Below are 13,108 nucleotides of genomic sequence, written 5' to 3'. Positions count from 1 at the left end.
TCCTACGAAAGTGGTGGCGGGTCAGGAAGTTCGGGCGAAGGCGACGGTGAGGTCGCGCGGCGAGCGGCTGTTGCCGACCAAGCCGCTGACGGCGACGATCGCGATCAGATAGGGCAGCATCACCAGCAGCGCGAACGGCACATCGACACCGAGGGCGGGCAGTGCGAACTGCAGGGCCTGGGCGAGGCCGAAGAACACCGATGCCCAGATCACCCCGAGCGCACGCCAGCGGCCCGCGATCACCGCGACCACGGCGAGATAGCCGATGCCGCCGGTCATGTTGTCGCTGAACGAATGCACCTCCGACAGCGCCAATTGCGCGCCGCCGAGGCCGGCGGCGAACGCGGCGAGCAGCACACAGCCGTAGCGGACGGCCTTCACGGGCAGACCGGTGCGGTCGGCCGCGACGGCGTCCTCGCCGATCGCGTCGATCACCAGACCCAGCTTGGTGCGGCGGGAGAACATGAACGCCAGGACGGCGACGATCGCGATGCACAGATAGCCGAGGGCGGTCTGCCCGAACAGAGCGGGACCCAGCACCGGGATATGGTGCAGCACAGGTACTGGTAGCGCGTCGAAGCCGGGAACGCTGTGGCCCTTGCCGTCGTCGAGCAGCAGACGCGCACCGTAGGTGGTGGCACCGAGCGCCAGGGCGTTGCTCGCGATGCCGACGACGATCTGATCGGCGCGCAAGCCGATACTCCAGATCGCCTGCAACACACCGAAGATCAGGGCAGCGAGCACCGCGGTGGCCGCGCCGAGTACCGGCGAACCGGTGGTGACGGCGCCGAGCACACCGGCGAACGCGCCGGTCAGCATCATCGCCTCGAGGCTCAGATTGAGCACACCCGCGCGCTCGCTGACCAGCTCACCGCTCGCGGCGACGAGGATGGGCAGGGTGAAACCGATTCCGCTGGTGGCGATATCGGTGACGGTGTCGAGGCTCATCGCGGCGCTCCTGCCAGATCGGCGGTGCCCACCGAGGGAACCGGTTGTGGTGCGGCGGGTTCGGACTTGCGTCTGCGATAGGTCCAGATGGCGGCGCCGGCGATGAACACGATCATCAGCGACTCCACGACCGAGATGGTCGACGCGGGCACATTCGCGGCCAGCTGCAGGTTGATCCCGCCGGAGACGAGGAACCCGAGCAGCAGCGACACCGCGACCACCGCGGCCAGTGAGCCACGTGCCAGTAGACCGACGACCAGACCGGAGAATCCGTATCCGGAGGAGAACCCTTCGGCGAGGACGAACGGCGCTGTCGCCACCAGCAGCCCGCCCGCGACACCGGAGAACGCGCCCGCCGCCGAGAGGCTCAGGAAACGCAGCCGCCGCACCGGCAGCCCGAGCCGCGCCGCCGCGTCGGGATTGAGCCCGACCGCCCGCAATCGGGTACCGAGTGCGGTGCGGCGCACCAGGATCGCGGTGCCGAACGCGGCCACCACGGCGATCCACAGGGCAATGGTCGCGGGGGAGCGTTCGATGCCCAGCAGCGGCAGATGCGCGGCCGCGGTGAGCTGTTCGGACTGCGGCAGCGTCTCCGAGGACGTCACCGGCTGGCGCAGCAGCGCGGGCTCGTGCACGACGAGCAGCACCAGCGCAAGGCCGACGAAGTTGAGCAGCAGCGTGGTGATGATCTCGCTGGTGCCGCGCGCGACCCGCAGGTACGCCGCGATGGCGGCCCACGACCAGCCCGCGGCTGCCGCCCCGATCAGCACGGCGGGCAGGGTGATCGCGGCGGGCGCACCGGTGAGCGTGGTGCCGATCGCGGTGGCGGCGATGCCACCGGCGCAGATCTGGCCCTCGCCACCGACATTGATCAGCCCGGCGCGGTGGGCGATGGTGAAGCCGACAGCCACCAGCATCAGCGTGGCCGCGACATTGAGCGAGGCGCCGATCGCGTAGTCGCTGCCGAACATGCCCTCCCACAGTGCTGTCATCGTGGCGCCGGGTGCGGCGCCGGCGACCGCGGCCAGGATCAGCCCGATCACCCCCGCCGCGAGCATCGCCGCGACGGCGACGACGATCGGGTGGTGTGCCCACTGGCGCAAGCCTGCCGGGTGCTGCTTCGAGGAAGGCTTGCCGAGCCCGCGCAGCACGCCCAGCGACGTTCGCCGAGGTGGGGGCGCGGTGGCCGCGGTCGTGGTCCGACTCGGTGCGCTCATGCCGCGACTCCCATCATCAATTCGCTGATCTGTTGTGCCGCTGCGGGATCGGAGGTCTCGATCGGTCCGGCGAGTGTGCCGCGATACGCGACGAACACCCGGTCGCACAGCGCGAGCAACTCGGGTACCTCGCTCGACACCACCAGCACCCCACAGCCGTCGGCGGCCGCATGGCGCAGCTGGGTCAGCACGAAATCGACTGCGCCGATGTCCAATCCGCGCGTCGGCTGGGCGGCGACCAGGCAGCGCAGGTTCGCGGCGGACAGCTCGCGGGCCAGCACCACCTTCTGCTGATTGCCACCCGAGAGCGAGCCCATCGGCACCCACGGCCCGGCAGCGCGCACGTCGAAGCGGTCGAGTTCGGCCTGGGCGGCGCGGCCCATGGCCTGCTTGTCGAGCAGTCCGAAGCGCCGGAAGCGGCCGAGTCGGCCGAGGAAGAGGTTCTCCGCCAGGGTCATCTCGGCGACCATCGCGTCGCGGTGGCGGTCCTCGGGCACGACGCCGAGTCCGAGCCCGGTCCGGGTGGCGGGGGTGGCGGTAGTGATCTCGGTGTCGGCGAGCGTGACCGTGCCGGCGCTCACCGGGGTAGCCCCGGCGAGAACCGCGACGAGCTCGCTCTGCCCGTTGCCCTCGACGCCCGCGATCCCGACGATCTCGCCGGGCTGCACGACCAGACACGCCTCGTCGAGCGCCGCGCTGCCGTCGGCGCGATGCACAGTCACTCGATCGATGGTGAGAACCGGTGCGGGGGAATCGGATTCGGCAGACGACACGAGACCGGCGCTGGACGGGGTCGATTCGGTGGCAGGGCCGACCGGGAGAGCCGTTGCGGGTGAATCTGCTGTCTTCGCCGAATCGGCGGGATCCAGGCCGATGGTAGCGGCGACGGTCGGGTCGAGGTCGGCAGCGGTGCGGCCCACCATCGCGGTGAGCAGCTGGGCGATGGTGGTGTTCGACATCCGCCCGCCACCGGCGACCGTGCCGCGGCGCAGCACGGTCGCGGCATCGGCGACCCTGGCCACCTCACCGAGTTTGTGCGTCACCAGGACCACCGCTTTGCCGTCGGCGGCGATGGCGCGGCAGGTGTCGATCAACGCGTCGATCTCGGCCGGATCGAGCACTCCCGTCGGTTCGTCGAGCAGGATCAGCGCCGGATCACGCAGCAACGCCTTGACGATCTCGACTTTCTGCCTGGCGCCGACCGGCATGGTCGCGACCTGCTGGTCGAGGTCGACGCGCAGGCGGTAACGCTGCGCGATCTCATCGAGCCGGTCGGTCAGTTCCTTGCGGCGCGACCGGAGTCCGGGCTGGGTGAGCAGCAGGTTCTCCGCGACGGTCATGGTGGTGACCAGACTGAAGTGCTGGTGCACCATGGCGACACCGGAAGCCATTGCGGCGGCGGGGGAGTCGGGCCGGAAGTCCTTGCCGCCCAGCTGCATACGTCCGGTGTCCGGGTGGTAGCCGCCGAAGACGACATTGCACAGCGTGGACTTGCCCGCGCCGTTCTCGCCGAGAATGCAATGGACAGTGCCGGATTCGACGGTGACGTCCACATCGTGCAGCGCCTGCACATCACCGAAGCGCTTGCCGACCCCGTGCAGGGTCAATGCGGGAGTGTTCATCGTGGATCAGTACGGCTTGACCGCGCCGGTGGACAGGGCCGTTTTCGCCTTCGCGAGTGCGTCGGCGACCCCGGAGTCCTTGCTGCACAACACGAAATCGGTGCCGTCGTTGGGCGAGGTCAGCCCGAAGCGCACGTTCTCGGCCTTCCACGAGTTGTCCAGAACGGCCTTCACCGCGAACTCGACCTCGGCGCCGATATCGGTGTGTACGTAGCCTAGGTACGCCGGGTTGGTGCAGTCGCCGGGGATCGGGCCGCCGACCATCGTGGCGTTGGACTGGGTGGCGGCCTGCTCCATGCCCGCCTTGCCCAGGTTGACGATCTGGCCGAGCGTGCCCGCGCCGGCGCCGTAGTCGGCCAGTGCGGCCTGCTTGGCCTTGGCGGGGTCGTTGAAGTCGCCGACGTACTGCGGGGTGAGCACCTTCGCGTCCGGCTTAGCGAACCGGGCGCCGTTGCCGAAGGCGTTGGCGGCGTTGACGATCGCGGGCAGTTCGACGCCGCCGACGAAGGCCACCGTGCCCGACTTCGACCCCGCCGCCGATACCGCGCCGCTGAGGAATTCGGCCTCGGCCTGCTGCGGGTCGTAGTAGGCGAGGTTGGCGAGTGGCTTGGCGTCGGCCGGTCCGCCGATCTCGACGAACTTCACGTTCGGGAACTGCGGCGCCACCTTGCGCACGTCGGCGTCGGTCTGGCCGCCGAGGGAGATCACCAGGTCGTTGGTCGAGGCGAAGCGGACCAGGGCCTGCTGGTAGTCGCTGGCGGCGACCTGTTCGACCTTGCTGAGTTCCACCTTGTCGCCCAGCGCGTCGGCGATGCGCTGGTAGCCGAGATACCCGGACTGCATGAAGCCGGTGTCCGACAGCGAGCCGGGAAAGAACACGCCGACCTTCAGCTTGCCGCCCGACGCCGTGGAGTCGGCGGAACCGCAGGCCGACAGGAGGGCAGCGGCGGCGAGGGCGGCCGAGCCGAAGGCGATCGCGCGCCGAGTGGACTTGTGCACGGGGTACTCCTTGATCGAACGAACCGCTCAATTAGCGGTATACCGTTAAGTGTCAGCCTGGGGCCCGGAGATGACGGGCGGATTACCGAAAAGTAAGAAACGGTCGCATGCCGCGAGCGGACTACCGTGGTGGCGTGCAGGAGCAGAAGGATGGTGCGGTGGCAGACGAACCGGCGAAGAAGTCGCTGCGGGATCAGGCTTACGAGGAATTGCGTGACCGGATCATCGATCTGCGCTTGAGCCCTGGTCAGCGGCTCGTGGAACGCGACCTCGCCACCGAGCTGGCCATCTCGCGGATCCCGCTGCGTGAGGCGCTGCAGATGCTCGAACGAGAAGGTCTGGTCGTCATCGTGCCGCGGCAGGGCGCGATCGTCGCCCCGTTCACGGTGACCGACGTGCGTGACCTCTTCGACGTTCGCGAAAGCCTCGAGGTCCTCGCGGCGCGCCTGGCCGCCGAACGCGCCGGGCCGGCCGACCTCACCGCCCTGCGCGCGCAGCTCACCGCGGCCCGCCAGGCCACCGCCCGTGGCGACCAAGCCGCGATCGCCGCCGCGAACGCGGGCTTTCACGCCGTGATCGTCGAAGTGTCCGGCAACCCGCTGTTGCAGTCGTTGTTGCGCCCCTTGGAATCCCGAGTCCGCTGGTTGTTCCACCTGACCAAGGAACGCGACCCCGGCACCCAATGCGACGAACACGAAGCCCTCTACGCCGCCATCGCCGCGCACGACTGCGACGCGGCCGCCGAAATCGCCTACCGCCACGTCGCTTCCGGCCGTGAGCCCAGCCTGGCCCTGTCCGCCCAATGGTCCATGCCCGACATCGACCCCGTCTCGGCCACCCGCACCCGCCAGCGCGGCTCCCACCGCGAGAAGACCGCGTAGATCGCGGCGTTTCAGGTCTAGTCGGTCAGTAGCTTGAGGACGAGTGGGCGGGACATGGTTCCGGCGACTCGGCGGGCGAGCTGATTCGCCCCGGCCCCGGCGGCGTGGGCGGTGCGCAGGGCGGTTGCGAGTTCCGCGCGGGCGACATCGGCGGCGGCCTGGGCTTCGCGAAGGCGGCGGGCGGCGTCGTCCACCGAACCGGTCAATGCATTGACCGGTTCGGGGAGGGTGGCGTCCGGCTGTGGCGCGACGGGTTGTGGCGTGGCCGCGAGGTTGCGCAGTGCGGACCGGGCGAATTCCTTCACGAACTCGCGGGTGGCGTCGGTGTCGGAGGCGGCGTCGCCGAGTAACAGGCGGGTGGTCTGGGGGACGGCGTGGGTCCAGTTGGCGAGACCGCACAGGGCCAGCAGGAGGCGGCCCGCCTGCTTCTCGTCGACGCCGAATTGTTCTTGGGCACGGTCGAATTTCTGTCCGTAGTGGTCAGCGCGCCAACCGTCGACATCGTGCGCGTCGGCGCCGCGGTGCAAACCCTCCCAGAGCAGCAGGCGCAGCAGCTGCGGATGGTCGCGGTGGTAGTCGAAGAGCTTGCCGACGTAGTCGCCGGGCTCGGTCTCGGCGAGTGGCTGGACGACCTCCATGAATTCGCGCATGGTGTCGACGATGATGACGTCGAACAGCCTGTCCTTGCTGCCGAACAGGCCGTAGATGCGTTCCTTGTTGACACCGGCGGCCTCGGCGATGCGATCGACGCGGGCTCCGGCCAGACCGTACTGCGCGAATTCGGCTCGCGCCGCACGCAAGAGGGCCTGTCTGGTCGCGTCGCTGCGTTTGATGGTGCTCGCCGTCATGGGGCCGACTTTACCAGGTCTTTAAACCAACTATTTGGTTGACTCTGTCTCTGGGCGAGCCTAGTGTCGTCGACATGGCATCACCGACAGTCCAGCTTCCGGTCGGAAGTCCGGCCCCTGCCCGCGTTCGCGACACGTCGCCCCGTACGCACACCGGGCGCACCCTCCCCGTTTTCGTGCTGTCGGCCCTGTTGGCCACCGGCCAGATGTACACGCCGATTCCCCTGTTCGAAGCCATGAAAGCAGAGTGGAGTGTGGGTTCGGGGGCGATGACGTGGGTCATCAGCGCCTTCGCCTTCGGGTACGCGGGCGGCTTCGTGCTGTTCGGCCCGCTGTCGGATCGATACGGCCATCGCCGGGTCCTGGTCACCGGCATGCTCGTGGCCGCGGTGGTTACCCTGTTGACCGGCCTGGCGTTCAGTGCGCCCGTGGCCGTCGCGCTCCGGATCGTGCAGGGCCTCGTCGTCGGCTCCATTCCGCCCGCGATCATGGCCTACGTCGGCACACGCATCGCGCCGGGGCACCGGGCCGTGGTCACCATGTCGGTGGCCACCTCCTTCCTGGCCGCCACCGTCATCGCCCAGATCGTCTCGCAGGCCGTGGTCGCATCGTTCCCGTGGCGCACCGTATTCCTCGGCTCCGCAGTCGTTTTCGCGGCCTTGGCCTTCGCGCTGCGGGCAGTCATGCTCGATGACGCCCCCACCGGCCGTGACCTCCCGCTGCGCTACAGCTACGCCGCCATTCCCGCGGTGCTGCGCATCAAGCCGCTGCTCCCGATGCTCGTGGCGGGCGCCCTGAGCATGGCCGTCATGGTCGGCATCTACACCGGGATCGAGCTCACCGGCCTGGTCACCGGCTCCGGCGAACTGCTGACCCTGCGGGCGGGCGCCCTGCCGGTGATGGTGGCGCTGCCACTGCTCGCCATTCCGCTGGCGCGCCTGTCGCGGCCCACCCAGATGGTGCTCGGCGTGCTGATCGCGGCCACCGCGATGGTCGCGGCGACCTTCGAAGGCTCGCACCTGGCGGTCCTCACTGTGCTGCTGGCGGTCCTGGTCGGTGGCCTCGGCGTCATCGCCCCCGCGGTCTTGCAGAGCGCGGGCGAACTCGGCGGCGCTGCCCGCGCGGCAGCCTCTTCGGTCGCCATGTTCAGCTTCTACGTCGGCGCGACCCTGGGACCGATCGTCGCGGCAGCGACTGCGCCACACGGCTTTTCGACCCTGGCGTGGACCCTGGCGCTGCTCCTGGTCCTTGCCCTCTGCCTGACTCTGCTCGGCGCTCGCCTGCAGCGCTCGGCGCGTCTGGCGGCCGCTACCGAATGAACGTCGCCTGGATCAGGGAACGCCGCGGTGTCACAACCGGCGGATTCCGCGTGCGACCTCGGCAAACGATGACCCGGTCCGGAGTCCTGTCCGCAGTTTCGGATGACACGCGCCGAGGTCGACCATCACGGCGTAGGTCAACCCGTGGTCGCGCCGTTCGGCGATCTGGTCGAGCACCTCTGCCGGTGTGCCGACCTGGAAGACATCTCTGATCAACGACAGCGGTGCGCGTCGACCGTATTCCAGCGCGGTGGCCTCGTCGATGGTCTGCGGGAGGATGTCCTGGGCGCCGGAGAACGTGGGACCCAACGGATGCTCGACACCATGGCGCGCCCAGGCCTGCGCGGACGCGGCGAGCATGTAGGCGCGGATCACCGCCGAGTCGAGGATCTCGTCGACAATCGTCTGCGACTTCGCGGTGATGATCCACTGCCACCCGGCCGCTTGGACCGCAGACGGGTCGCGCCCGGCATTCGAGGCCGCGGTCCTGATCGTGTCGAGCTTGTCGCGGTATTCGGCCGGGCTGCTCGGAAAGGCGGGCAGCCACGCGTCGGCGAATCGACCGGCCACCCTGAGCATGCGCGGTCCGTGCGCTCCCATCCAGAGCTCCGGTCGGGTACCGCGGTGCGGCGGCAGCGCGAAGACCGCGTCGCGCAAAGGGAAGAATTCGGAATCCCGGGAGATCGGCTCACCGTTGGACTCCCACAGTGCCCGAATCGTCGCGACAGCCTCCTCGAAGCGCGCCACCGGGCGTTGCCAATCGACACCGTAGGGCTCGTTGTTCTCGCGTTCTCCCGGACCGATCCCGAGAATCGCTCGCCCGCCGCTGAGCAGATGCAAGGTCGCGGCGGCCTGTGCGGTCACCGCCGGATGCCTGCGACCGGCGTCGGTGACTCCCACCCCGAGCCGAAGCCGACTCCACCGATTCCGCGCCGCCGCGCGCCCGAGCAGGGTCCACGGTTCGTAGTACGCGTCCGCGGCGGGCACGACCCGCGCACCGCCCGCATGGCTCGGCTTCCACACCGACGAGGGAAACAATCCGATCAGATGGTCGACGACCCACAGGGAGTCGGCACCGGTCGTCGCGGCGACGAACTTCGCCGTGCGGTGGGTGAAGTCCGGCGCATAGCGGGAATGAAGACCCGGATCGACTATTCCGGTCCTGACTCGTGCCATGGGCTACTCCCACTACTCGATGTCATTACTGCGGTCTCCGTGTCGACCGGCTCGATTATCCCACCGATCAGCGGTAAGCCGGACGTTCCTATCCCGCGGCGTGCAGGGCGAGCCGGGCGGTGTGGATCGCCGGATGCAGGCCGGTGCCGTTGCGGTATACGAGCTGGGTGTGGCGGCGGATGGGCAGGGGAGTGAGGGTGATTTGTTCCGGAGGTGCGTAGAGGGCGAGGGCGGGGACTATGGCGGTGCCCGCGCCTGCGGCGACGAGGGTCAGGACGGTGTCGAAGTCGTCGGCGTGGTGGCGGATGTGAGGGGTGAATCCTGTTGCCTGGCAGGCTCGGATCGTCAGGGTATGGCACAGGGTGCCGGGGGTGCCCGCGATCCAGGGCGATCGGCGGTGTGCTGCCAGGGAGTCCTCGGTGGGCACCGGGGCCAGCGTGGCCAGGTAGACGGTTTCGGTGTGGAGGGGCTCGCTGTGCAGGGAGGGGTCCGTGTCGGCGGGGACCAGGTCGTAGTCGTGGGTGAGCGCGATATCCAGGGTCCCCGCGCGCAGGGCGTTCGGGATGTCGGCGGGGTCGATTTCGGTGACGGTGAGTTCCAGGCGCGGATGATCGGTACTCAGGGTGACGAGGGCGGGCGACAGCAGGGTGCGCGCCGCGGTCGGAAAGGTGCCGATGCGGAGGGTGCCTGCCAGCTCGTCCCTGGTACAGGACAATTCGGCGTCGGCGTGTTCGAGGGCGGCCAGGATCGTCTCTGTGTGCCCGACGAGGAGTTGCGCGGCGGGGGTGAGAGTGACGCGACGGCCCGAGCGTTCCAGCAGCGGGACGCCCGCTTCGCGTTCGAGAGCGGTGAGCTGCTGGGATACCGCCGAGGGCGTATAGCTGAGCGCCTCGGCGACCGCGGCGATGGTGCCGCGATGGGCGAGTTCGCGGAGCAGGCGAAGTTTGCGGACATCGAGCATCAGTTCAGCTTACGGTCGTCATCATGAATGTGAACTAGACCTGATGGTGGATCTGGCTCGACGATAGAGTCATGACATCGCTACACGGCCTCTTCGTCCCTCTGATCACGCCGTTCACCGCCGACGGGGCCGTCGAGCCCGCGGCACTGGAACGACACGCGCACGCTGTCCTCGACGCGGGCGCGACCGGACTCGTCGCGCTCGGCACCACGGCGGAGCCGTCCGCGCTCACCGCGGCCGAGCGCGCGCGAGTCCTGGATATCTGCGCCGGCGTCTGCGCCGACCGCGGCGCACCGCTGATCGCCTGCGCGGGAGGCAACGCCACCGCGGAATCGGTGCGAGCGATCGCCGAACTCGCGCGGCCCGTCGCGGCCGTGCTGGCGGTGGTGCCCTACTACGTGCGACCGAGCGAAGAAGGGGTGATCGCGCACTTCACGCAGTTGGCGGCGATCAGCCCTGCTCCGCTGCTCGTCTATGACGTGCCGCACCGCACGGGGCGCCCGCTCAGCGGCAGCACATTGATTCGTCTCGCGAATACACCGAACATCGCCGGCTTCAAGCACGCCGTGGGCGGAATCGACGCGGCCAGCGTCGAATTGATGGCCGCTCATACCCCGGCGACCGTGCTCAGCGGCGACGACCGTTTCGCCTCCGCGCTGCTCGCTCTCGGCGCGCACGGCGCGATCCTGGCCGCGGCCAATATCGCACCCCGGGAATACGCCGATCTCATCGAGGCGTGGCACGCCGGTGACGTCGTCCGGGCCCGCGCCATCGGCGACCGCCTCGACGCGCTCGGTGCGGCCCTGTTCGCCGAGCCCAACCCGACGGTCATCAAGGCGGTGCTCGCCGAGCGTGGTCAGATCTCCAGCGCGGCCGTTCGACTGCCGATGCTGCCCGCATCGAGCGTGGCGACGAGGGCGGCGCTCGTGGCGAGCGAGGCGGCCACGGTCACGCGGGTGTGACATCGACCAGATCACGAACAGAAAATTTCACTGGTCATCGGCAGCGAAAGGTGCTTGGGTTAACCGGTGACGAAACCTCCGGATATCGGCGCGGCCGCGCCCGATCGCACTCCTGACAAGCTGGATGCCGCCGTCTTGAAGGTGGCGGGCGTCGTCGTCCTCGGCGCGGTGATGTCAATTCTCGACATCACCGTGGTCACCGTGGCGATCCCGACGTTCATGCAGGACTTCAACGCCTCCGTCGAGGTCGTCGCCTGGACCATGACCGGTTACACCCTGGCGCTGGCCTCGGTCATCCCGATGACCGGCTGGGCCGCCGATCGTTTCGGCACCAAACGCCTCTATATGGCGGCGCTGACCTTCTTCATCATCGGGTCGGTGCTGTGTTCGATGGCGTGGAGTATCGAGTCGCTGGTGGCCTTCCGCGTCGTCCAGGGCATCGGCGGCGGCATGCTCATGCCCCTCGGTATGACGATCATGACCCACGCCGCGGGCCCGCAGCGGATCGGGCGCGTGATGGCGGTACTCGGCGTGCCCATGCTGCTCGGCCCGATCTGTGGCCCCATTCTCGGTGGCTGGCTCATCGACTCCTTCAGCTGGCACTGGATCTTCCTGATCAACCTGCCGCTGGGCATCGTCGCGCTGATCCTGGCCTGGATCGTGTTCGCTCCCGACAAGCCCAAGCCCTCGGAATCGTTCGACTTCCTCGGCATGCTGCTGGCCTCGCCGGGTCTTGCGCTGTTCCTGTTCGGTGTCTCCTCCATTCCGGAGAAGGGCACCGTGATGGCTTCGCGCGTGCTGATTCCGGCGATCATCGGCGCGGCGCTGCTGGTGGCGTTCGTGTTCCACGCGCTGCGCACCGAGCATCCGCTGATCGACCTGCGGCTGTTCTCCAACCCGTCGCTGCGCTACTCCGTGCTCACCATGTCGCTGTTCGCGACGGCGTTCTTCGGCGCAGGCTTCCTGCTGCCGAACTACCTGCAGCAGGTGCGCGGGGAGACGGCGTTCGACTCCGGTCTGCTCATGGCCCCACAGGGTATCGGCGCCATGCTGACGATGCCGATCGCGGGATTCCTGGTCGATAAGATCGGCCCCGGCAAGATCGTCATGTTCGGCATCACCTTCATCACCCTGGGCCTGGCCGGGTTCACCCAGCTGGGCGCCGACACCTCTTACCTGCTGATCGGTGGCGCGCTGTTCGTGATGGGTCTCGGCATGGGCTGCACCATGATGCCGGTGATGACCGCCGCGATCCAGACGCTCTCGCACGCACAGGTCGCGCGCGGTTCGACATTGATGAACATCATCAACCAGACCGCGGCGTCGATCGGCACGGCGACGATGTCGGTCGTGCTGGCCGCCCAGCTCAACGATCACCCGGAGGCGAAGGTCGCGATCGGCGCCAATGCCCGGCCCGATCTCGCCGCGCAGGTTCCCCCGTCGGTCATCGAGCAGGGCCTCGACCTGGCGGCGACAGCGTTCAGCAACACCTACTGGGTCACCGTGGTACTCGCGCTGCTGACCCTGATCCCGGCGTTCTTCCTGCCGCGAACCAAGCCGAAGGCGCCGATCGACGCCGAAGCTGTGGCGCTGGCCTGATCGGTCATACGCAGAAAGCCCGGACGGAACACCCTGTTCCGTCCGGGCTTTCGCGTCGGGGTTCAGCCGTAGAGTTTGACGAACATCTCCAGGGAGCGCTCGATATCGCCGCGCAGGGCTTTCGCGACGGCGGACCCGATCGGCCCGAACAGCGGCGCACCGCCCAGATCGATGTCGACACTCACCTTCGACCCGCTGCCGCTCGGCTCGACGAGCATGCCGAGGCCGAACTTGGTGCCACCGATACCCGTGCCGGTGAGGGCGAGCTTGCGCGGCGGTTCGGCGGTGCGCACGGTCCAGGTGACTTTGTTGCGAAAGCCCTTCACCCGGGCGATGCCGACGAGAACAGTGCCCGGCGTCAGCTCCTCGGGCAGTGTTCCGCGCCATGCCTCGTGAATGGTCAGCCAATCGCCGAGGTGCGGAAGGTCGGACGCGTGCGCCCAGGCCTGGTCCGGCGGGACGGGGACATCGACGGAAAGCTTCAGTTTCGCCACGCCGGGATAATATCCGGTACCCGGGGTTCCGCGAGCATCGGCTCGAGGCATAGCGAACCAGAATAGATCAACTGTCCAGTAG

Annotated in this window: 12 protein-coding genes; 4 read left to right on the top strand and 8 right to left on the bottom strand. The window is 68.6% G+C overall.

All coding sequences use genetic code 11. The features are described from left to right. Positions 1 to 21: 21 nt before the first annotated feature. From ACWF99_RS04670 to ACWF99_RS04655, 4 genes are all read right to left on the bottom strand, one after another. On the bottom strand, positions 22 to 948 hold the full coding sequence (locus tag ACWF99_RS04670; protein ID WP_452534689.1) for an ABC transporter permease: 927 nt from the start codon (positions 946 to 948) through the stop codon (positions 22 to 24). After that, complete coding sequence (locus ACWF99_RS04665; RefSeq protein WP_452535315.1) at positions 945 to 2,006, bottom strand: ABC transporter permease; 1,062 nt, start codon at positions 2,004 to 2,006, stop codon at positions 945 to 947. The genes ACWF99_RS04670 and ACWF99_RS04665 overlap by 4 nt, the downstream gene beginning before the upstream one ends. Before the next feature lie 155 nt (positions 2,007 to 2,161). Next, positions 2,162 to 3,787 (bottom strand): ABC transporter ATP-binding protein, encoded by a 1,626-nt coding sequence (locus ACWF99_RS04660; RefSeq protein WP_452534687.1) that lies wholly within the window; start codon positions 3,785 to 3,787, stop codon positions 2,162 to 2,164. A 6-nt stretch (positions 3,788 to 3,793) separates the two neighbouring features. After that, complete coding sequence (locus ACWF99_RS04655; RefSeq protein ID WP_452534685.1) at positions 3,794 to 4,786, bottom strand: BMP family protein; 993 nt, start codon at positions 4,784 to 4,786, stop codon at positions 3,794 to 3,796. Positions 4,787 to 4,893: 107 nt separating this feature from the next. Between ACWF99_RS04655 and ACWF99_RS04650 the strand changes: the two genes are divergently transcribed. Then, positions 4,894 to 5,667, top strand: coding sequence for a GntR family transcriptional regulator (locus ACWF99_RS04650; RefSeq protein ID WP_452534684.1), 774 nt, complete (start codon positions 4,894 to 4,896; stop codon positions 5,665 to 5,667). 17 nt (positions 5,668 to 5,684) lie between these two features. Here ACWF99_RS04650 and ACWF99_RS04645 read toward each other — a convergent pair whose 3' ends face one another. Continuing rightward, complete coding sequence (locus tag ACWF99_RS04645) at positions 5,685 to 6,515, bottom strand: TetR/AcrR family transcriptional regulator (RefSeq protein ID WP_452534683.1); 831 nt, start codon at positions 6,513 to 6,515, stop codon at positions 5,685 to 5,687. A 74-nt stretch (positions 6,516 to 6,589) separates the two neighbouring features. On the opposite strand from ACWF99_RS04645, the gene ACWF99_RS04640 reads away from it, so the two are divergent. After that, positions 6,590 to 7,834, top strand: a complete 1,245-nt coding sequence (locus ACWF99_RS04640) for an MFS transporter (protein WP_452534681.1) — start codon at positions 6,590 to 6,592, stop codon at positions 7,832 to 7,834. 30 nt (positions 7,835 to 7,864) lie between these two features. Here ACWF99_RS04640 and ACWF99_RS04635 read toward each other — a convergent pair whose 3' ends face one another. Both ACWF99_RS04635 and ACWF99_RS04630 read right to left on the bottom strand, forming a co-directional pair. Then, positions 7,865 to 9,010, bottom strand: coding sequence for an LLM class flavin-dependent oxidoreductase (locus ACWF99_RS04635; protein WP_378631022.1), 1,146 nt, complete (start codon positions 9,008 to 9,010; stop codon positions 7,865 to 7,867). 88 nt (positions 9,011 to 9,098) lie between these two features. Beyond that, positions 9,099 to 9,971 (bottom strand): LysR family transcriptional regulator, encoded by an 873-nt coding sequence (locus tag ACWF99_RS04630; protein ID WP_452534679.1) that lies wholly within the window; start codon positions 9,969 to 9,971, stop codon positions 9,099 to 9,101. A gap of 71 nt (positions 9,972 to 10,042) precedes the next feature. Between ACWF99_RS04630 and dapA the strand changes: the two genes are divergently transcribed. Continuing rightward, complete coding sequence (gene dapA, locus ACWF99_RS04625; RefSeq protein WP_452534677.1) at positions 10,043 to 10,933, top strand: 4-hydroxy-tetrahydrodipicolinate synthase; 891 nt, start codon at positions 10,043 to 10,045, stop codon at positions 10,931 to 10,933. Positions 10,934 to 10,999: 66 nt separating this feature from the next. Continuing rightward, positions 11,000 to 12,532 carry a DHA2 family efflux MFS transporter permease subunit gene (locus ACWF99_RS04620; RefSeq protein ID WP_452534675.1) on the top strand — a complete coding sequence of 511 codons (1,533 nt, stop codon included), beginning with the start codon at positions 11,000 to 11,002 and terminating at the stop codon, positions 12,530 to 12,532. A gap of 62 nt (positions 12,533 to 12,594) precedes the next feature. Here ACWF99_RS04620 and ACWF99_RS04615 read toward each other — a convergent pair whose 3' ends face one another. Further along, complete coding sequence (locus tag ACWF99_RS04615) at positions 12,595 to 13,026, bottom strand: type II toxin-antitoxin system Rv0910 family toxin (RefSeq protein ID WP_378662221.1); 432 nt, start codon at positions 13,024 to 13,026, stop codon at positions 12,595 to 12,597. Between the last annotated feature and the right edge of the window lie 82 nt (positions 13,027 to 13,108).

It is taken from the genome of Nocardia sp. NPDC055002, assembly GCF_053608825.1.
The sequence above is the reverse complement of the archived record's forward strand: the minus strand, read 5'-3'. Positions and strand labels throughout refer to the sequence as shown.